Source organism: Paraburkholderia megapolitana (assembly GCF_007556815.1).
GTDB lineage: Bacteria > Pseudomonadota > Gammaproteobacteria > Burkholderiales > Burkholderiaceae > Paraburkholderia > Paraburkholderia megapolitana.
In genome coordinates this window covers 4352914-4371042 of record NZ_CP041745.1, presented here as the reverse complement: position 1 = coordinate 4371042, position 18129 = coordinate 4352914, and the positions used below count along the sequence as shown (strand labels likewise).

General features: G+C 58.8%; 22 protein-coding genes and 1 tRNA gene. 14 read left to right on the top strand and 9 right to left on the bottom strand.

All coding sequences use genetic code 11. The features are described 5' to 3' along the window. Positions 1 to 439: 439 nt before the first annotated feature. Both FNZ07_RS33010 and FNZ07_RS33830 read left to right on the top strand, forming a co-directional pair. On the top strand, positions 440 to 1054 hold the full coding sequence (locus FNZ07_RS33010) for a hypothetical protein (protein ID WP_091017119.1): 615 nt from the start codon (positions 440 to 442) through the stop codon (positions 1052 to 1054). 101 nt (positions 1055 to 1155) lie between these two features. Beyond that, positions 1156 to 1229 (top strand) — tRNA-Ser (locus FNZ07_RS33830). A 107-nt stretch (positions 1230 to 1336) separates the two neighbouring features. On the opposite strand, the gene FNZ07_RS33005 is transcribed toward FNZ07_RS33830, so the two are convergent. Next, positions 1337 to 1663, bottom strand: a complete 327-nt coding sequence (locus FNZ07_RS33005) for a helix-turn-helix domain-containing protein (protein WP_091017122.1) — start codon at positions 1661 to 1663, stop codon at positions 1337 to 1339. After that, positions 1647 to 1901 (bottom strand): type II toxin-antitoxin system RelE family toxin, encoded by a 255-nt coding sequence (locus tag FNZ07_RS33000; protein WP_091017125.1) that lies wholly within the window; start codon positions 1899 to 1901, stop codon positions 1647 to 1649. The genes FNZ07_RS33005 and FNZ07_RS33000 overlap by 17 nt, the downstream gene beginning before the upstream one ends. Before the next feature lie 208 nt (positions 1902 to 2109). Between FNZ07_RS33000 and FNZ07_RS32995 the strand changes: the two genes are divergently transcribed. Further along, positions 2110 to 2541 (top strand): PKD domain-containing protein, encoded by a 432-nt coding sequence (locus tag FNZ07_RS32995; RefSeq protein WP_143098141.1) that lies wholly within the window; start codon positions 2110 to 2112, stop codon positions 2539 to 2541. A gap of 53 nt (positions 2542 to 2594) precedes the next feature. Here FNZ07_RS32995 and FNZ07_RS32990 read toward each other — a convergent pair whose 3' ends face one another. Beyond that, positions 2595 to 3626 (bottom strand): AraC family transcriptional regulator, encoded by a 1032-nt coding sequence (locus tag FNZ07_RS32990; protein WP_170275871.1) that lies wholly within the window; start codon positions 3624 to 3626, stop codon positions 2595 to 2597. A gap of 178 nt (positions 3627 to 3804) precedes the next feature. On the opposite strand from FNZ07_RS32990, the gene FNZ07_RS32985 reads away from it, so the two are divergent. Then, positions 3805 to 4731, top strand: coding sequence for an esterase/lipase family protein (locus FNZ07_RS32985; protein WP_091017131.1), 927 nt, complete (start codon positions 3805 to 3807; stop codon positions 4729 to 4731). Between the two features lie 80 nt (positions 4732 to 4811). On the opposite strand, the gene FNZ07_RS32980 is transcribed toward FNZ07_RS32985, so the two are convergent. Together FNZ07_RS32980 and FNZ07_RS32975 are read right to left on the bottom strand one after the other, a co-directional pair. Continuing rightward, entirely contained in the window at positions 4812 to 5828 is a 1017-nt protein-coding gene (locus FNZ07_RS32980; protein WP_091017134.1) for a zinc-dependent alcohol dehydrogenase family protein, read from the bottom strand. Positions 5829 to 6034: 206 nt separating this feature from the next. Beyond that, a complete protein-coding gene (locus tag FNZ07_RS32975) occupies positions 6035 to 6883 on the bottom strand; it encodes a helix-turn-helix domain-containing protein (protein WP_091017136.1) in 849 nt (282 codons plus the stop codon). Positions 6884 to 7259: 376 nt separating this feature from the next. On the opposite strand from FNZ07_RS32975, the gene FNZ07_RS33825 reads away from it, so the two are divergent. The 4 genes from FNZ07_RS33825 (at position 7260) to FNZ07_RS32955 (ending at position 9720) form a co-directional block, all read left to right on the top strand. Continuing rightward, entirely contained in the window at positions 7260 to 7424 is a 165-nt protein-coding gene (locus FNZ07_RS33825) for a hypothetical protein (protein ID WP_170275870.1), read from the top strand. A 193-nt stretch (positions 7425 to 7617) separates the two neighbouring features. Continuing rightward, entirely contained in the window at positions 7618 to 8310 is a 693-nt protein-coding gene (locus FNZ07_RS32965) for a DUF4336 domain-containing protein (protein WP_091017140.1), read from the top strand. 43 nt (positions 8311 to 8353) lie between these two features. Then, positions 8354 to 8737, top strand: a complete 384-nt coding sequence (locus FNZ07_RS32960) for a hypothetical protein (RefSeq protein WP_091017142.1) — start codon at positions 8354 to 8356, stop codon at positions 8735 to 8737. Positions 8738 to 8859: 122 nt separating this feature from the next. Beyond that, entirely contained in the window at positions 8860 to 9720 is an 861-nt protein-coding gene (locus tag FNZ07_RS32955; RefSeq protein ID WP_211367947.1) for a lytic transglycosylase domain-containing protein, read from the top strand. 15 nt (positions 9721 to 9735) lie between these two features. Here FNZ07_RS32955 and FNZ07_RS32950 read toward each other — a convergent pair whose 3' ends face one another. Then, positions 9736 to 10740: a helix-turn-helix transcriptional regulator gene (locus FNZ07_RS32950; protein WP_211367945.1), complete on the bottom strand. Its 1005-nt coding sequence runs from the start codon at positions 10738 to 10740 to the stop codon at positions 9736 to 9738. A 127-nt stretch (positions 10741 to 10867) separates the two neighbouring features. Here FNZ07_RS32950 and FNZ07_RS32945 point away from each other — a divergent pair, with 127 nt between their 5' ends. Then, entirely contained in the window at positions 10868 to 11830 is a 963-nt protein-coding gene (locus tag FNZ07_RS32945) for a sterol desaturase family protein (RefSeq protein WP_091017147.1), read from the top strand. A gap of 34 nt (positions 11831 to 11864) precedes the next feature. Then, the gene (locus FNZ07_RS33920) at positions 11865 to 13220 is read left to right on the top strand and encodes a lysoplasmalogenase (RefSeq protein WP_144269499.1); all 1356 of its coding nucleotides are present in this window, start codon (positions 11865 to 11867) and stop codon (positions 13218 to 13220) included. Positions 13221 to 13336: 116 nt separating this feature from the next. On the opposite strand, the gene FNZ07_RS32935 is transcribed toward FNZ07_RS33920, so the two are convergent. After that, the gene (locus FNZ07_RS32935; protein WP_091017149.1) at positions 13337 to 13774 is read right to left on the bottom strand and encodes a GlcG/HbpS family heme-binding protein; all 438 of its coding nucleotides are present in this window, start codon (positions 13772 to 13774) and stop codon (positions 13337 to 13339) included. Between the two features lie 119 nt (positions 13775 to 13893). Here FNZ07_RS32935 and FNZ07_RS32930 point away from each other — a divergent pair, with 119 nt between their 5' ends. The 3 genes from FNZ07_RS32930 (at position 13894) to FNZ07_RS32920 (ending at position 15773) form a co-directional block, all read left to right on the top strand. Further along, positions 13894 to 14778: a LysR family transcriptional regulator gene (locus FNZ07_RS32930; protein ID WP_211367943.1), complete on the top strand. Its 885-nt coding sequence runs from the start codon at positions 13894 to 13896 to the stop codon at positions 14776 to 14778. A gap of 46 nt (positions 14779 to 14824) precedes the next feature. Further along, positions 14825 to 15277 (top strand): GNAT family N-acetyltransferase, encoded by a 453-nt coding sequence (locus FNZ07_RS32925; protein WP_091017152.1) that lies wholly within the window; start codon positions 14825 to 14827, stop codon positions 15275 to 15277. 67 nt (positions 15278 to 15344) lie between these two features. Continuing rightward, positions 15345 to 15773, top strand: a complete 429-nt coding sequence (locus tag FNZ07_RS32920; RefSeq protein WP_091017154.1) for a nuclear transport factor 2 family protein — start codon at positions 15345 to 15347, stop codon at positions 15771 to 15773. A gap of 54 nt (positions 15774 to 15827) precedes the next feature. On the opposite strand, the gene FNZ07_RS32915 is transcribed toward FNZ07_RS32920, so the two are convergent. After that, positions 15828 to 16271, bottom strand: a complete 444-nt coding sequence (locus FNZ07_RS32915) for a MerR family transcriptional regulator (protein ID WP_091017156.1) — start codon at positions 16269 to 16271, stop codon at positions 15828 to 15830. Positions 16272 to 16492: 221 nt separating this feature from the next. Here FNZ07_RS32915 and FNZ07_RS33915 point away from each other — a divergent pair, with 221 nt between their 5' ends. Beyond that, positions 16493 to 17512, top strand: coding sequence for a hypothetical protein (locus FNZ07_RS33915; RefSeq protein ID WP_177228318.1), 1020 nt, complete (start codon positions 16493 to 16495; stop codon positions 17510 to 17512). A 143-nt stretch (positions 17513 to 17655) separates the two neighbouring features. On the opposite strand, the gene FNZ07_RS32900 is transcribed toward FNZ07_RS33915, so the two are convergent. Then, the gene (locus FNZ07_RS32900; protein ID WP_091017161.1) at positions 17656 to 18123 is read right to left on the bottom strand and encodes a GNAT family N-acetyltransferase; all 468 of its coding nucleotides are present in this window, start codon (positions 18121 to 18123) and stop codon (positions 17656 to 17658) included. Positions 18124 to 18129: the final 6 nt, after the last annotated feature.

The window sequence follows — 18129 nt, the reverse complement described above, 5'->3', positions numbered from 1 at the left end:
AACTCCGGAAGGGACTAGGCGACGCGCACGAAGCGCTTTCGACTCTTCGAGCCTTGATTGAAGTTGCGGCTAACTCTAGGCCTCGTGTGCTGGCTATGAGAGGTCTTGGCAGATCGGGAAATATGGTGGCGTGGGAACAGAGCATAGCGGCGGACCTCGCGAGGCTGGAGGAGATAGCCGCAGCCCTTCAGAGCGAAAGTAGTGACTTCATCACCCGTTCCCCAAAACAGTTGGAGTCGGAGATAGTGGCCGCTCATAAGATAAAGGCCAGCCTGTTTACGCTGATCGAGAAATATCGTGAAGAGCTTGCGGCAGATGATGAGGCGCGACGCCAACGGCACCAAGAGGTAGTAGCGATGACGTCCGCGCAGATGCGCCCAGCTAGCGGCCCCAATCCAGCATAGGTGCGCGGCGACCCGGGAGTAAACATACGGTAATCATGAAGACCTCCGACCACATAAAACACTCGCTCGATGCGCTCGACAAGCAGGATATGGATCAAGCGATGCTGTACGCGTGTTTGGCTATCGACGGTACGGCCAAAAAGACTTACTTGTACACCAACCAAGTCGGACTGCGCTTTCGTAAGTTCATCAACGACAATATAGATATCGTTGAACTGATGTTCGGCGGCATCAACTTGGTGGAGACATTGTTCCCGTTCAAAGACTCCAAAGGCAAGATAGGTGTCACATTCGCCGATATCGTGTACGAGAAGTTTCGTTGCAGTTTGGCTCACGGGGACGAACTGCCGGATGGGTTCGACGTGACTGTCCAGATTGCCGATGGCCACCAAATCTTTGCAGTCGACATAAAAAACCAGTCGATGACTCTGCCGCAGAGCGCGATTACAGGCCTTGGGTTGATTTGCGTGCTGGCCCCGGTGAACGCCCAGCAGAAAATCGGGAACAACGCCTACCGCTACTGGGACCGAGTGAACACCTACGTTGTGGACGCCTGGTGGGGCAAAGTAGACGCTGCTCGAGCGATCATGGACTTTAAGACAGCGATCCGAGTAAAAATGGACTTCAAGAACGTCTGGCCAACGAGTTAATGTAGAGCGGGAGTCGCGTCCTAGCCGGCTACTGGACAGAACCGTTGAAGACATCGATTGCTTGAAAGGCGTGAGACGAAAGCCGTCACCCTATTGAAGATGCGAAGTGGAGAAAAGATAGAGTACTGCTCTCCAAAGGCAGGGGTTGCTGGTTCGATCCCAGCCGGGCGCACCAAGCCTGACAAGGGTTTCGGTAAATCCACCCGCTCCCACTTCCTCCCAACTACACCTAAATTGCACCTACATGGCTGCGGCTAGGCGTAGTCGTTACTTTTCCCAGTCTCAAAAGTCGAGCTGCGCATCAGCAATACCAAGCGCCATCGCGATCTTCGCACGCGACTGTTTCCGCAAGCGCGGATTAGCCTCCTGCTGCGCATAAGCCGATTGCGAAATACCGAGGCGCCCAGCGACTTCCCCTTGTGTAAGGCCGAGGTGTTCGCGCCATGCACGAACCGGCGCAGCACCGTCGACCGTACGGCTAACAACAGCGTGCGGGATCAGATCGCGCTCGACACCATGTTCGGCGACGTATTCCGCGTAGGGAATCACAACAAAAGCTGGCTTACCGTCGGCTCCGTTGATGACCTGAATGTTAGTACGTGCGTTCATCGCGCTTCCTTACTTCTTCGATTTCGACGACTCGAATCTCGCCGTCCCAGTTAAACAAAACCCGGTAGTCGCCGACTCTGAGGCGATATCCGTAGTTATGGCTCGTCAGCGCCTTTACGTTCTGACAATCGGGCATCGTGGTCAGGGTGTTTACTCGGTCGCGGATTGCAACCTGATGCTGCCGGTCGAGCTTGCGTAACTGCTTTGCAGCTTTCGGCGTCCAGCCAATCGAGTTCACGTGAAATTATAAGCATAATATAAGCATTAACAAGGAAAATATTAGCCTATCCATGACCCCGCGAAAACTCGACCGATTGGACATTCCTTGGATCGACTGGCAATACTCGTTCGCGCCAGCCCTCGCTAACGCACGTGGTGTGACACTGTCTGACAGCGTGGACTTGAGCAACCGCGCTTCCGCCGAAGCAAACCCACCACCAGTTGCCATGTTGCCCAGACCCACGAGCGCAACAAGTGGCGATTCAATTTCGCTGAGCGCACCCGGATCCTCCGATCCCGACGGCGACGCATTGACCTATGCATGGAGCTATCCCGCAAGCGTCACCGCGGAGGCGCACGAGGAACATCTGACGGCACGTCTACCGAAGGTCACCGCCGATACCTCGCTGGTATTCACCGTCAAGGTGTCCCACGGGAAAGCAACGACGACGGCGAGTCAGACGGTAGTTGTGCGAGCATCGAGTACGTATCCACCGTATCGCGAGGGTACGAAATACAACGGCGGTGAAATCGTCAGCGATGCGGGTACGTTGTATCGCTGCAAGCCATTCCCGCAATCCGGTTGCTGCGGCCAGGCAGCATGGACATACGAACCTGGACGGCGCACTAACTGGCAGGATGCCTGGGTCGTCTACTGAAGATAAGTTGATGTGATGTTGCCCAGCCGAGCGCACCAACCCCCCCCAACCCCCTACGTCGACATCGCCCCCACACGATACCGCTGCGGCGTGATCCCAGTCCAACGCTTGAACGCATGCTGAAAAGCACTTTGCTCGGTATAACCAAGCATAAAAGCAACCTCGGCCAGCGAATGTTGCGACAACGCCAGATAAGATTCAGCACGTTCGCGACGCACATCGTCCAGCACATCGCGGAACACATACGCACATTCGGACAGACGTCGATGAAGCGTACGCGAGGAAATCCCCATACGTTGCGCGACGTCGACCGCACCGATCCCGCCCATAGCAAGTCCCTGGCTCAACATGGCCTTGAGCTGACGCATGAACTCCGGCTCATCATCAGTCAACTGTCTTATCTGCGCCTCCGCCCGCGCACCGATGACACGAGCCATCTCCGCGCTGGCCATGATCACGGGTGCTTCCAGATAACTAGCAGGAAACATCAACTTGGTCTGCGCCGCTGCAAAGTTGACCCGACCGCCGAAGAACCGCTGATAAGCATCGGGATCCTGCGGCGTCGCAAACTGAAAATCGACATCGACGGGCGCAGTCTCCCGACCGATCAGCAGGCGGCTCATACGCACCCGAGTTGTCATGATCAACTGCGCCAACGCAGGCGGTGGCGCGGATGTACCCGACCAGTCCAGCGGCATTTCAACGCGATCACCATGCCGTACCAGCAGCGGCCGACCAATACCATGTACCAATCGCACGTAGCGATCGTATTCCGCGAGCGCGCTGCCGAGGTTGGTACAGCACATCACCACATAGCCGACAACACCAAGGTGTCGTGGCGCGATAAGAATGCCTGCGTTGAAGCCAAGGTCGGGATCGCCGGTGACGACCACCGCCCGCTCGAGGATGTCGAAATACTCCTCCGTCGTTAGCCGCAACGGCACGTCTACGGATTCAATCGCAGCTATCAGCGTAGCCCCGAAAAGTGCCTCGGGAGAATGACCGCGCGAACGCAGATAGTCCAGCAGCAGGCTGACATATTGTCCTGCAACCGTGCCTGCCATCTTCCTGTCGATAACGGCCATAGATCTCCCTGACATCGATAGATCTTCGTGGCGCAATTTCACAATGGCACGGCAAACGCTGTCAAGACAGCAGCAGTCTAGCGGGAAGAGTCTTCGTTGCAGGTCGACCCGTTCTCGAAGCAAACGCAGTGGCGATCGACGATGAGGCTTACACAAACACAACATTGGAGATACGAACATGAGTGAATATTCATTCCGCTTATCCCGTCTGTTCAACCTGCCTTCAATAGCCGCCCTGGTTACCGCACTTGTAGCAACTCCAACTTTCGCCAGCACCTACTCCGTGGCACCTAACATTGCCGTGGGCATTGTCAACGCACTTCCGAATCCGGCCGCGGCGCCTCCCGGCGCCAACCTGCAGTCATGCAGTCTTAAGCAGCATCCGTATCCAGTGGTTCTGGTAAACGGCACCTTCTCTGTGATGGAGGATGACTTCGGCGCGCTGGCGCCGGATCTGGCCAACGCCGGCTATTGCGTTTATACCTTCAATTACGGTGGCGCCAGTCCTAACAGTCTTATCCAGGCAACCGGCTCGGCGATTTCGTCGGCATCGGTACTCGCCAGTTACGTACAGCAGGTGTTAAGCGAAACCGGGGCTACCAAGGTCGATCTGGTTGGCCACTCGCAGGGCGGTATGCTGGCCGAATATTATGCGAAGGTGATCGGCGGCGCTCCGTATATCCACAACCTCGTTGGTTTGTCGCCGACTACGCATGGCACGACCCTGGATGGGCTTACCCTGCTCGCCTCTGTCTTTCCGGGAGCCAATCAGCTTGTAGGTGCCGCCTGTCCGGCCTGCGCGGATCAAGAAAATGGCTCCGCGATGATCCAGCAACTCGACAGCGGCCCGATCGCACAGGCCGGTGTCGGTTACACGATCATTGAAACCAAAGACGAATTCGTCGTGACTCCGGTAGGCTCGTCTTTCATCAATGAGCCGGGCGTAACCAACGAATACGTGCAATCGTCCTGCCCGTTGGACGCTGTAGACCACGCCGATCTCTCCTACGACAACGTCGCAATTCAACTGGTCAAGAACGCGCTGAGTCCGAGCACCGCACACGCTCCGAACTGCGCGATATCGTTCCCGTGGCCAGCGCAATAAATAGTCACGCCTTGAGTTCCCGTACGCGGCAGGGAGCGAACCAACTCTCTGCCGCGTACGGGTTTTGAGCAAGTACGTTTCTATTCCCCAAGCAACACCACTTTCCCAAACCCACTCCTCCCCTCGTAGTACCTATAAGCCTCATGAGCCTGTGCAAAAGGAAACGCACGATCCACAACAGGCCGAATCTCACGCGCACTCATCGCCTTGATCATCGCCTCAAGATCAACACGACTACCCACAAACAGCCTACGGATAGTCGTAAGCTTCGGCCCATAAGCACTCGCAGGAAGCACCAACGCGGATTGCTTCACACTCTTCCAGATGAGAACAACGATCTCCGAGTAACTAGCCGACGCAATCAAGGACTGCTCGATCGTCTCGGGCCCCATCGTTTCGACGACGAGATCTGCTCCGAGCCCACCAGTAAGCTCGCGCACTGCCGCGCCCCACTGCGGAGTTTCGACGTAGTTAATAACGTGATCGGCCCCCAACGTCTTGAGTTTCTCAGCTTTAGCATCTTGAGACGTGGTGGCAATAACACGGCAACCCATCATCTTCGCGAATTGCACAGCAAAGAGCGACACGTCACCGGTACCGAGCGTCAAAACAGTCTGACCTGGCTTAAGCGATCCGGATGCCATGACTGAGCACCACGCAGTCACACCCGCACAGCTAAGACTCGCTCCCTCTTCCCACGTCAGATAGTCCGGCAACCGGACGAGCCACTGCTCGTTAAACACAGCGAACTCGGCCGCCATACCGTCGACCGTGCAACCCAACTGATCCATGTAATCCGCGGCAAGGCGCCCATCCCGCCAGCGAGGCCAATAACTTCCGGTTACCCGGTCGCCGACCTTGAACCTGGAAACCCTGTCGCCGATGGCGACAACTTCGCCGGCACCGTCGCTTAACGGCACGACATCCGGCTTCGCCGGCAACGGGTACGTCCGCGCCAGGATCATCAAGTCGCGTCGATTGAGTGACGCCGCGCGGACACGAATAACCACATCATTCGGACCAGGCTTCGGCTCGTCTCGATTACGCAATACGATGCCTTCGGGTTTGCCAAATTCTTCCAGGTGATATGCCTGCATTTACATCTCCAATGTATTGACGATTGCGACGATCTCTCGCCGAGCCATCGCATCTAGCCCGCGCAGATAAACCAAGGTTCACGAATACGCTTCGTGGACCCAGCTTACGGCGGGGGAGATGGGAATACTTGGAGGATATTGCTGCTATTTTCGGGCGGGATTTGATCGCGGCGGCGTCGAGATTCCTGACGAGCTACAGCCCATTCTCAACGGAAAACGCTCTGCAAATCTCGCGTCTCAGCACGTTTGCCGCGAGCCATCTGGCGAAAACTTCTCGGCGGAACGCCCGCAGCCCGGTGAAAGGTACGGACGAAATTCGAAATGTCGCCAAACCCAACATCGAGTGCGATCTCGCTGATAGACCTCGTATCATCGGCCAGAAGACGGGCCGCATGGCGCAGCCGGCAGCGAACGAGGTACTGATGCGGAGTGACGCCGAGCGCTTTAGAGAACACGCGCAGGAAATGGAAGTTGCTCAAACCCACAACCTTGGCCGCACCTTCAAGATCGATGCCTTCCTGAGAGTTTGCATCGATCCAGAGCGCTGCATCGACGGCACGTCGGCGGTCGCTCCCGGTGGCGTCGGTCACTCTCTGCTTCCGGCCGGAAATCACTTCTGTCAGGCGCGCGGCAAAGAGCATGCCGATTTCGTCGAGCCCGACATCGCTCGTACCGTTGGCGGCGGCTTGAGCGAGCTCGCCGAGAACCATCATCTCGGCTAACGGTGGCACACCGTCTACGTGCCAAACCTCCGGAGCGTCGCCGATCGCTTCGATCAATTCGGGTGTGAAGCGAAACGACAAGCACTCGCCGCTTACATTCCGATCGTGAGTACAAACATAATCGACACCAGGCCGCCCAACGAGAATCGACCCAGCAACAAGATCAAAGGATTTCCCACGCGCTTGATATCCCAGGCTACCCCGTGTCACGTAGGAAATCGACGACTCGCCGTGTGACCCCACCACTCTTGAATCGCAGCGGAAGTTAGCCACCGACATCGACGAATGGCTGAGTAACGTCTTCGCTACCCGGCCTACCTTAGGCGTTTCCATTCTTCGACTCCTCAATTGGAGCAATCACAAAGGGACATCGTTTAGCTCGCTCTGCCTATACGTGACTGGGCCGAGGTGCTTCTATCTATTGCGACGCAGGTAACCGAAAAGCTTCACGACACCAATCGCCACAACAAGTACGACGAGCAAACGCGCGATATGTGAGAGATCGAGGGGCATGGTTGTAATCCTCATTGGAACACGTAGTGTCACGGAGGATTATAGGCGTGCGTGGCAGATAGGGCTGGGCATCTCGCGCCAGAACCTGAAGCGAAAAATAAGGAGCCGCTTAATCCCCTTTCTTCCGTGACCACATGAAAGCGAGCCAACACAGTATCGCGCCCGCTACCCAGCCACACGTGAACAGCAAGTCGACGTGCAGCAACCCCTCGAAGTTCGCGGCGTTTTCAAAGCGGCATCGTTGATGCGCGCCGACCTGCATGCAGCCTGTTTGTATGTGGTGAACGTATGTGTACACCCGATAAAGCGCAACAGCCGTGATAATCAGGGCAACCCGCAACCATTTTTTCTTGTTCATTGAGACTGTCAACGTGGTTGAATGAATTGGACTATCTCCTACGACAGCGTGTACGTCAAACGCGATGTCTTTATCCTGTCCGTAATCGCAAATGCACAATAGAAGTGTGTGAACATCGAGAGGGCGAGTTGATTCAACTGCGAGGTGTCCGCAGAAACCAACCCTCTCCAACTCAACAGATCGACCAGGGAGCCGCATGAATCAAATCAAAACGAGCGAGCTTGAAAAGATTGCCGAGGACATCTGGGTGAGCAAAGCCCCGCACAGTTTTCTTGGGCTGCATGTCGACACACGCATGACGGTGATCCGTCTTTCGTCGGGCAAGGTGCTATTGCATTCCCCAGTGCCGATCACACCGGAGTTGCGCGCCCCCATCGATGCGATCGGCCCAGTCGGCCACATCGTCTGTCCGAATCTGTTTCACCACGTGTATGCGCAGCAGGCCCTGACGACCTATCCCGATGCCAGGTTGCATGGACCAGCGAAGCTACACCGGAAACGGCGCGACCTGCATTTCGATGCGGTTTTATCGGAAGAACCCGATCCTGACTGGCGCAGCGACCTCGTGTCGATCACGATCGTGGGCAGCATGTTGAGGGAAACCGTCTTTTATCACCCGGCTTCGAAAACGCTCATCACCTCCGACCTCGTTGAAAACTTCAAGGCGCATTCGCACTGGCTGACGCGCGGCTATCTCAAGTTGAATGGCATGCTGGGCAACGTCACATGGCCGCCCATGATGCGCGTGGTGTATACCAATCGACGCGCCGCAAGAGAAAGCATCGCGCGCATCCTCGCATTGCCGTTCGAGCGTGTCGTCGTAGCGCATGGCGACGTGATTACGGACAATGCACGCGAGACCCTGAGGAAGGGGCTGGAATGGTTGTAGTCATACACTTCACCGTGTTGCAGTCGCCAGGAATTTAACACCGATGCCATCCACCATCCGCAACTCCCTCCTTTGGATCTTCGACGCATTCGAGCGCGAGCCGACCTACATCCACAAGCGGATGTTCGGCAGCGACGCCGCATATATCGACGGCCTGTTATGCCTGATCGCCGCCGATCGCGACGCGCCGTGGAATGGCCTGCTTGTATGCACATCGCAGGACCGCCACGCCGCGCTCATCGATGAAATGCCCGCGTTGCGGCCGCATCCGGTACTTGGTAAATGGCTTTACGTCCCGGAAGCCGATCCGGCGTTTGAAGACGTCGTGGAGCGAATGACGGCGCTTGTCCTCGCACGCGATCCGCGCGTGGGCGTCGAGCCCAAGCCGCGTCGGCGTGGCAAGAAATCTACGCTACCAAATACATAAAGCATCGCTGCACGTTGCAGGCTTTTGCTTCGCATGGCTGTCGCTTGCTTCGCATCGCGTTCTCCCTGAAGCGAGGCAGCGTCCAATAATCGGAACAAGCCAACCTCATGCGGGGGCAAACCATGCTCAACGTCATGCAGAACCAACCTTCGTCCGCGCTCGATAACAGCGTGACCGATCCGTCGCAAAGCGATGCCACGAAGAACATGCAGTTCATCGAGCAACTGATCGAGATGATCCAGTATCTGCTGCAGCAGATGCAGAATCAGGGCGGCGACGATGACGCGCCACCGGTCGGCAGCAAGTCGTCTGCTTCGCCGGGCTCGCAACCGTTCTCGCCGGATTCGGCGCCTCAGCAGGCGCCGCAAGCGCCGCCAGCAGGGGCGCAGGGCGGTCAGCCATCCACGCAGGCACCACCGCCGCCACCGCCCGTCACATCGGACGCGCAACAGCCTTCGCAACCACCGGCACAACCGCCTGCACAGCCACCGGCGCAACCACCCGCCGCGCCGCCGGTGCAGCAGCCCGCGCAAGCATCGTCCGTCACGCCGACACAGCAAACCTCCGGCGGCGACATGACGCCGCAGCAGATTGCGAGCACGTACCACGATCAGATCATGTCGGCTTCGCAGGCGACCGGCGTGCCTCCCGGTATCCTCGCGGGCCAGATCTGGCAGGAATCCAAGGGGATTGCGAGCACCCCCGGCGGCGGCTTGATGCAACTCGGCGACAATGAGTTCCAGCAAAACGGCGGCGGCGATATCTCCAACCCCGCCGACAACATCAAAGCCGGTGCGAACTACATGAAGTCGCTTTCCTCGCAGTTCGGCGGCAACATGGAAGCGGCGCTACGCGCGTACAACTCCGGTCCGAACGGTGTCGACCTCAACAATCTGAACTCGACACCCGCCGGCACTGGCGATCCGACTTACGTGCAGAAGGTCATGCAGGCCGCGCAGCAATCGGGTCTGGCGACGACCTGATTCCACGATTCGTCACTACGCATCGCGTTCCCCGCGTCGCGCACGGGCCGGCGTCTCGTCGGTCCATCGACGAAATGCGCGGTTAAACGCACTCTGCTCCGAATAACCGAGCAGCAACGCGATATCGCTGAGACTCAGGCTTCGATCGAGCAGGTACTGACGCGCCAGATGCTCCCGCGTACGGTCGAGCAACGACTGCCACGTTTCGCCGGCCGCATCGAGTCTTCGCTGCAGCGTGCGTGACGACATATGCAACGCCTGCGCAACGCGGGAAATAGTCGGCGCGCCTTCAGGCAACAGCTTAAGCAAACTCTCCTGAACGGCGCGCTCAAACGCATCCGGATCCGGCTGCGCGAGCAGGAGCGCCTGCGCCTGACGATCGAGCAACGCGCGCAAGCCAGGGTCCGCATGCGCCATCGGTTTCATTAAATAAGAAGCCGGAAAACGAACCCGCGTGCAGACGTCGCCGAAATCCACGGGACATCCGAAGAAATTTTCGTAGAGCAATTGTGTGGCGGGATCGGCGGGCGGCGTGTGAACGAAACTGATCCGGCTCGGTGCCGGCGCAGCGTTCACCTGTCGCGCGATGAAGGTGACGAGCGCGGCAATCGCGACATCGTCGACGACTTGCGAAACGGCCGGCACACTCGGGGGCCAACGAATCTCGACCTCTTGAGCGTCGATTTCGATCTCGGCGAGATCGATACCGTAGAAAAGCCGTTCGTAGCGGCGATAGACGAGCAATGCCTCGCCGACTGTGTCCGAGGCCAGCACTAGATAACCGAGCACGCCGACATGCCGCGGCTCGACGAGCGCACCGATCTCGAGGCCCGGCGCGAGCACCGCCGGACGCATGGCGGTCGCGCGTTCGAGCAGCGACTGCCAGGTTTCCATCGCCACGACTTCGTCGTCGGCGAGCGCGGCCAACTCGGCCCGCAGGCGCGCAGCAGGCAACGCTTCCGCGTCGAGCCAGTCGCCCAGCAAGTGCGTCCACGCGCCTGTCACCCGTTTGATCGGCATCGCCACTCCCATCCGCGACCATTCGCGAATGGCACGGATTGTCAATTTGCTGACATCGTTAGTCAAGCCTTGCGAGCGCCTTCTGGTCTTCAATAGCGCTACAGACAAGAAAGCTGGGGAGACGCGCATGTCGATAATCGAAACATTCACTGAAGTCTGGACGCACAGCGGGCTGTTCGAGCTAGGTCGAACCGTCGCGTCGTGGCTGGCGCTGGACGCGCGTCAATTGATCTTCGTCATCGCGACGCCCGTCTTCATCGGCGTCGCGCTGTGGGAGTATTTCCGCATTCGTCACGACAGCAAGCTGATGGATGCGCGCGAAGCGATTCTGAACTTCACGCTCGGGGCCGGGTATCAGATCAGCGAACTGCTATTCGCGGGCGTGATCGCCTTTCCCGTCTACGCGCTCGCTTACCGGCACCGGCTGTTCGACATCAGTTGGAGCTGGCTCGTCGGTATCGTGCTCTACATCGCCGTCGACTTCGCCTACTACTTCTTTCACCTGGCCTCGCACCGCATACGCTGGTTCTGGTGCGCGCACGTGACGCATCATTCGTCGGAGCGCCTGAATTTCTCCACGGCGATGCGTCAGAACGCGACCAACATATTCAATGGTGGCTGGCTCGTTTATGTTCCGCTCGCGCTGCTCGGTTTCAATCCGGTCTGGATCGGCATGTGTTACGCGTTGAACCTCGTGTACCAGTTCTTCATCCACAGCACGCTGGTGCCGAAGTTGCACCCCGCCATCGAGTTCATTTTCAACACGCCGAGTCACCACCGTGCGCATCATGGGCGCAATCCTCGCTATATCGACAGGAATTACGCCGGTACGTTGATCGTCTGGGATCGTCTGTTCGGTACGTTCGTCGAGGAATCGAAAGATGAGCCGCCTGAATATGGCATCGTCAACCAGGTTCATACGCGAAATCTGTTCGTTAGCTGGCTTCACGAATATAGGGACCTGCTACGCGATATCGCGCAACCGGGGCCGTTCTTTCAGCGCATCCGGCACGTGTGGAAAGCGCCGGAGTGGACACGCTCTTTGACGGGATCGCTGAAGAACGGTGAGACAACCCGTCGCGTTTCGTGACACATTGCCGACGTCAACGAGAGAAGGAGCCGCTGTGCCTCAAGATACTCAGGCATTCCGGATGCGTTATCGCGCAGGCATTGATCCGCGTTACAGCCCCTGGGTACACGGGGGCTTTGTTCTGGCGTACGGCGTTCTCTGCGTGTTTCTGTTCTGGCGAACACTGCATCGTGTGGAGCCGCTGGAGTGGTTGACTGTCCCGTTGGCGCTGGTGTTGTTCAACTGGACCGAATACTTTGCGCACAAGCATCTCGGTCACTATAAACATCGGCTGGCTGCGATGTTCTACAAGCGTCACACCGGCGACCACCATAGCTTTTTCGTCGAAGAGCGGATGCGTTACGAGTCTGCTCAGGACTGGCGAGTCATTCTCTTTCCCGCGTGGTTGATCGTGTTGTACAGCGTGGGGCTGTTCGTTGCCTGGTGGCTACTGGCGAAGATCGATGGCAATGTCGCCGCGCTGTTTTGCGGCACGATGCTGGTCGGGTACCTGAGCTATGAGATTTTTCACGCCTGCGAACATCTGCCCGAGACACATCCGCTCACCCGTCTGCCGTGGATCAGTCATATGCGGCGCCTGCATCGAATCCATCATCGGCGGGATCTGATGCAGACGTATAACTTCAACATCGTGTTTCCGCTGATGGACTGGTTGTACGGCACGTTGCATGGAGAGTCGGGACCGCTAGGGCGCGATGGGTCGACCAGGCCACGGTTGCTTGCAACCTTGACGCTCGCGGCAGTGGTCGGAGCAATCCTTGGCGCACTGTTCATGAATGCGGGGGATACACCCTGGCGTTGGCTCCACTGGCTATGCAAACCGCTCGCGACGCTGTTGATACTGCGGCTCGCATGGACGGCGCACGCGGCCGCGCCGCGCTACCGGTCGTGGATGCTGCGCGGCATCGTCCTGTCGTTGGCCGGCGATGTGTTCCTCATGCTGCCGTGGAATCTGTTTGTAGCGGGACTAGTTAGCTTCTTGCTGGCGCATCTGTGTTTTATCGTCGCATTGAGCAGCGATACGCGGTTTGCCGCTCGACCGCTGTCGGTGTTTGCTTGCCTCGGCTATGGGGCGGTCAACGTGTGGCTGCTGTGGCCGACGTTGCCGTCGGCGTTGCGCGTGCCCGTGATCGTTTATGTGCTGGTGCTTGCGACGATGGGTGCTCAGGCGCTGGCTCGCGTGTGGGTGCATGTCGCGATGGGCGATAGCCTGCGCGACTCCGCGCGACGTGCGGCGGTGGGCGGTCTCCTGTTCATGCTCAGCGATACTTTGCTGGCGTGGGATCGCTTTCATGCAGCGCTACCGTTGTCGGCGTTGTGGATACTCGCGAGCTACTACGCGGCGATGTGGATGCTTGCCTCGTCTACTCACCAGACCAGACGCGCGTGAAACGCGCTGCGCGCCTCGACCGCAAGGTTGAGGCGTTGCGGCCGGAATCTACAGCGGGGAATCCGCACTCGCCCGTGCGACCTTTGCAGCAAGGTTGAGACGCTGCAGTTGCGAACCTATCGCAGCGCATCCACCCCAGCCTGCGCGACCTTTGCATCCTGAGGGGACTGCATCCCCGATACCCCAATCGCACCGATAACCCTGCCATCGACAACAAGCGGAATGCCGCCATCAAGCGGCGTGAGATTGGTCATCCCAAGCAGGCGCAGATGCATGCCGCCCTGTGCGAGCGCGTCTTCGAAGACTTTCGTCGAACGCCGAAACCTGACCGCGGTTTCGGCCTTTTGCCTGGCCACCTCGATGCTGCCGTGCTGCGCCTGATCGAGACGGTGCTGCAACACGAGGTGACCGCCGCTATCGACAATCGCGATCACCATCGGCCACCCGTGACGAGTGGCCTCATCTTCAGCGGCCTCGGCTACTTTTTTTGCCAGTAAAAGCGTTATCGGCGTGCCATACAAAGGTACATCGTGCGCGAGTGTTGCTGTGCTCATGTCGATCTTCCAGATAGTTTTGCAGCGGCCCGATGCCGTGTCTCGACTGTATGATTTACGCTTGTTCGCGCATAGCGTTCCAGCCGAGAGACATTCTTCCGATCAGCGAGAGAATCACGATGACAGCAGGTGACGACTACGAAGTGCTGCTCGCGGTGATCGACCACGGCAGTCTCACCGCGGCAGCGAGATCGCTTGGCCGCTCGCTACAGGCAGTGAGCCGCTCGCTTGCGAGCATCGAGCAGCAACTCAACGTTTCGCTGTTCACCAGAACCACGCGTCGTGTCTATCCGACAGCGGCATGCCTGGCGTTCGCCAGCCGCATTCGACCAGCGCTACGTGAAATCCACTCGGCCCGGGACGAATTGATCGAGCAGAACGTCCAGTTACGCGGTGCTATTCGCATTGCTGCACCGTCTTCCTTCGGCGTGCAATACGTCGTGCCGTCGGTCACCGCATTCATGGGCATCCATGCGGGTGTCAGCGCGGAACTGCTGTTCTCGGAAAAGCATGTCGACCTCGCTGGCGAAGGAATCGACCTTGCTGTTCGTCTGGGCAGTCTCCCCGACTCAAATCTTCGGGCGCGCCGGGTCACCGAATTTCGACGCGTGCTGTTTGCTGCACCGGAATACCTCGCCGCACGCGGTCACCTCACCGATCCCTCCGACCTCGCGAAACACGAATGCATCCTTCGAAAGGACCCGCTTCGGGAGGTCTGGGACTTCGGCGCGGATGGCCGCAGCGTAGAGGTCCATGGCAGGTTGCGCGCAAACGACGCCGATGCTTGCAACATGGCCGCAGCAGCAGGCCACGGCATAGCCCGCGCGCCGTTGTGGCAGGTGCGCAGCCTTGTCGATTCGGGCGCGGTGGAAGTCGTGCTTGCGGAGTTCGAGCCGAAGCCCGTGCCGGTGCACCTGGTATGGGTCGCTGGACGATCGTTGCCGCGCCGCGTAAGGGCGCTGATCGATTTCCTCGCGGAGAGGATCGCGGCGCAGGATCTATAGCTTGACCTGGAGCGCACTTTCAGTCGAATCCTGGAGAAACATTGCAATGCATCTCGATCCCCGCCGCGCCGTTCCGGCCGACCGTCAAGCCATCGAGGAGATCGTTCGACAGGCCTACTCGCCTTATATCAGTCGTATCGGGCGACCGCCGGGGCCGATGTCGGATGACTACGGGCGCTTGATCGACGCGGGCCGGGTCTACGTCGTCGAGACGGAAGGCACCATACAAGGCATTCTCGTGCTCGTCCCGGAGCCGGATGCGATGTTGCTCGATAACGTAGCCGTGGCACTTTCGGCAAGAGGGACAGGAATAGGCCGAAGGCTACTGGAATACGCCGAGCACTCAGCCAGAGCGGCAGGCTACCGGGCGATCAGGCTCTACACCCACGAGACCATGACCGAAAATATCGCGCTCTACTCTCGCATCGGCTACACCGAGACGCATCGGGCCGAGGAGAAAGGTCTGAAGCGGGTGTTCATGGTCAAGCACCTTGTTTGATCCGCGCTTGACCTAGAGCGCACTCCAGGTCGTAACGTATGCGTATCCCCTGTCTGGAGACGCCGCAATGACGACCCTGCAAAACAAAGCCCTTGTACAAAGCATCATGGACGCGCGCGCCCAGCGCGATCACGGACCTTTTCGCGCGGCCATGGCGGACGACTTCGTCTGGCGAATCATCGGGAACACGGCCTGGTCGGGTACATACGAGGGGAAGGCCGACGTCATCGAGCGCCTGTTAAAACCGCTCTATGCGCAATTCGAGGCGCCGTCGCGTATTGTTCCCACGCGGATTCTCGCGGATGGCGATTATGTGGTCGTTCAGTGCGAGGGCGACGCTACGACCGTGTCCGGCGAGCGGTACGCGAATACGTACTGTTTCGTGATTCGTGTCGAGGATGGAATGCTGCGCGAACTCACCGAATACTGTGACACCGCGCTTATCGATCGTGTATTGCGCGCGCCGTCGGGTCGAGGTTCCGACGCAACAGTTTGACTACGACGATACAAAAATACGACGAAGGCCGCATTCTGCCGCTAGATTTTCGGCCTATACGTCACGCTGTTGTCTGGCGGCCGTCATCGATGTCGGAAGACGTCGATGCGGCTCGACCTCCGGCCGCTGACCATTGGCGACCCACTCATCGTAGAACTCAACCTTCGCATCGATCAAAGCGAGCGCATCGGTCCATGTCTCGATGGTTTCCTGCACACGGGCACGGTGTGAAGCAAGCAGTGCCCTACGCTCGGTCAGCGTAGTCGCGCCTTGTTCGACGAGTGCGGTGTAGTTGCGCATCTGCGCAACCGACATGCCTGTTCTGCGCAGGCGGTCCATGAGGTCGAGCCAGCTCACGTGCCGCTGGTTGTACAGTCTTCGGCCACCCTGATCGCGTACCACGCCCGGCAGCAATCCTTGAGACTCGTACCATCGGATCGTGTGGACACTTCGACCGGTGCGGCGGGCAACGTCTCCGATAAGCAGATTATTCGACATGGCCTGTACTCCCAATGTGACTCCGACGTGACGCCAACGTCCGTTACTTCATTCGCAGCCCTCAAAACGTACCACTAATTCACCGCCCCGGCGATCGGGAGACCGCCAGTTCGCGGCAAAGAAAACAACTTCGCATGTCACACGTCGAAAACGTTGCTGGCGCCTAGAGTCATCTCACGCATTGCCTTCACCACATCTACCTATTCGCGCGAGGCCGTACGATGACTACAGTAATTATTAACAACGGGTCCGACCAGGTTCAGTACAACCCGGGCATGCAGCCTGGTGGGACGAACAGCAACCAGAGCGCATTCCAGCAGGCACTGGCTACCGTGCTCGGGGAAATCGAGCAGATGCTGCAGAACGCGCCGCAGGCGGGCGGCAGCGCTCCGGCATCGGGCACATCGCCGACGGGGCAGAACGGCGGCCAGCCGCTCAATGCGCAGAGCGCCTCGGGTGCGCTGGCGAGCTACATGGGTCAGAACAACATCGGATCGCTGGACCCGAACCAGTTGTACGCGCTCGCGTACAACCCGCCGGCAAACGCCACGCCGACTGATTCGGCGGCGGCGAAGTTCATGCTGCAGAATCCGGGCGTCTTCAACCAGATCGAAACGCATGATGTCGCGGGCTCGGACGGCATTGCCGGTGCGAACGACTTCCAGTGGGCCGCGCAGGGCGGCATGGGCGGAGCGGGTGGCACGGGCGGAGCGGGTGGCACGGGCGGAACAGGCGGAGCGCCTGGCGGTGGATCGAACACCGGTTCCGCGCCGCCGATGTCCAGCTTCGGTGGTAACTCGAACACCGGTTCCACTTCGCAGATGCCGAACTTTAACGGCGGCGGCTTCAACGGCGGGTTCAGCAACATGATGCCGCTGGGGCACGGGCCGGTGGTGCAGCAGCAGCCGCAGCAGAACGGCGGTCAACAGTTCAACGGTGGCCAGCAGTTCAATGCGCAAAGTGCATCGGGAGCACTGGCAAGCTACATGAGCGCAAACAACACGCCGCCGATGGACCCGAACCAGCTGTACCAGCTCGCGTACAACCCGCCGGCAAATGCAACGCCAACCGATTCGGCCGCCGCAAAGTGGATGCTGCAGAACCCGAGCGTGTACAACCAGATCGAGACGCACGATGTGGCGGGCTCGGATGGTATCGCCGGTGCGAACGACTTCCAGTGGGCTGCGCAAGGCGGTATGGGGCAGGGCGGCTCGAATGCGAACGCGAATGCCTTGAGCTAGACCTGTCTGCGTGCACCGGGTTGAGCCAACCCGGTGCAACACAAAAAGGTGATGCGCCGCTTCAAGCCGGTGCATCACCTTCAACGTTTTCTACGCGGTTCTACGCAACGCCACTTCCAAAACACGCACCAACCGCAAACCCATCACGCCGCCACCTCAACACGATTCAACTCCCTCTGCAGCGCAGCGAAATATCGCCCACGTAAAAACCGGCACTCGCGCTCGAGCATCCCATACATGATGAAGTCCTCGCGATCGCCGGCGCCTTCTCGCATCACCCCTTCGCGCACAAAGCCGAGATGTTCGTCGAGCAACTGGGCACTGACGTTATCGGCCCGCACGAGCCCGGTCACGCGTTGGCATTGCAACACCTGAAACGGATACATGAACACCGCAGAGACAAACGCAGGCGTGATCAGATGGCGCGAGCCGCCGAGCGCAAAATGCATCAGCACGTTAGGCCCGTTGTGCCCTTGATAGACGACACCCGCGACGATCTCGCCATCCTTCTCGAGCCCGATCGTCGAGCAGTCGTCATAGCGGCTTTCGCCGGTTTGTCTCGCGACGAAACGCATGACCTCGTCTTTCCGGTCGAATAAAACGCGGCGCATCGTATG

Excerpts from the sequence above, each read along its gene's own strand:
- FNZ07_RS33010 (WP_091017119.1), top strand. The coding sequence starts at position 440 with ATGAAGACCTCCGACCACATAAAACACTCGCTCGATGCGCTCGACAAG.
- FNZ07_RS33005 (WP_091017122.1), bottom strand. The coding sequence starts at position 1,663 with ATGAACGCACGTACTAACATTCAGGTCATCAACGGAGCCGACGGTAAG.
- FNZ07_RS32995 (WP_143098141.1), top strand. The coding sequence starts at position 2,110 with ATGTTGCCCAGACCCACGAGCGCAACAAGTGGCGATTCAATTTCGCTG.
- FNZ07_RS32990 (WP_170275871.1), bottom strand. The coding sequence starts at position 3,626 with ATGGCCGTTATCGACAGGAAGATGGCAGGCACGGTTGCAGGACAATAT.
- FNZ07_RS32985 (WP_091017131.1), top strand. The coding sequence starts at position 3,805 with ATGAGTGAATATTCATTCCGCTTATCCCGTCTGTTCAACCTGCCTTCA.
- FNZ07_RS32980 (WP_091017134.1), bottom strand. The coding sequence starts at position 5,828 with ATGCAGGCATATCACCTGGAAGAATTTGGCAAACCCGAAGGCATCGTA.
- FNZ07_RS32975 (WP_091017136.1), bottom strand. The coding sequence starts at position 6,883 with ATGGAAACGCCTAAGGTAGGCCGGGTAGCGAAGACGTTACTCAGCCAT.
- FNZ07_RS32965 (WP_091017140.1), top strand. The coding sequence starts at position 7,618 with ATGAATCAAATCAAAACGAGCGAGCTTGAAAAGATTGCCGAGGACATC.
- FNZ07_RS32960 (WP_091017142.1), top strand. The coding sequence starts at position 8,354 with ATGCCATCCACCATCCGCAACTCCCTCCTTTGGATCTTCGACGCATTC.
- FNZ07_RS32955 (WP_211367947.1), top strand. The coding sequence starts at position 8,860 with ATGCTCAACGTCATGCAGAACCAACCTTCGTCCGCGCTCGATAACAGC.
- FNZ07_RS32950 (WP_211367945.1), bottom strand. The coding sequence starts at position 10,740 with ATGCCGATCAAACGGGTGACAGGCGCGTGGACGCACTTGCTGGGCGAC.
- FNZ07_RS32945 (WP_091017147.1), top strand. The coding sequence starts at position 10,868 with ATGTCGATAATCGAAACATTCACTGAAGTCTGGACGCACAGCGGGCTG.
- FNZ07_RS32935 (WP_091017149.1), bottom strand. The coding sequence starts at position 13,774 with ATGAGCACAGCAACACTCGCGCACGATGTACCTTTGTATGGCACGCCG.
- FNZ07_RS32930 (WP_211367943.1), top strand. The coding sequence starts at position 13,894 with ATGACAGCAGGTGACGACTACGAAGTGCTGCTCGCGGTGATCGACCAC.
- FNZ07_RS32925 (WP_091017152.1), top strand. The coding sequence starts at position 14,825 with ATGCATCTCGATCCCCGCCGCGCCGTTCCGGCCGACCGTCAAGCCATC.
- FNZ07_RS32920 (WP_091017154.1), top strand. The coding sequence starts at position 15,345 with ATGACGACCCTGCAAAACAAAGCCCTTGTACAAAGCATCATGGACGCG.
- FNZ07_RS32915 (WP_091017156.1), bottom strand. The coding sequence starts at position 16,271 with ATGTCGAATAATCTGCTTATCGGAGACGTTGCCCGCCGCACCGGTCGA.
- FNZ07_RS33915 (WP_177228318.1), top strand. The coding sequence starts at position 16,493 with ATGACTACAGTAATTATTAACAACGGGTCCGACCAGGTTCAGTACAAC.
- FNZ07_RS32900 (WP_091017161.1), bottom strand. The coding sequence starts at position 18,123 with ATGCGCCGCGTTTTATTCGACCGGAAAGACGAGGTCATGCGTTTCGTC.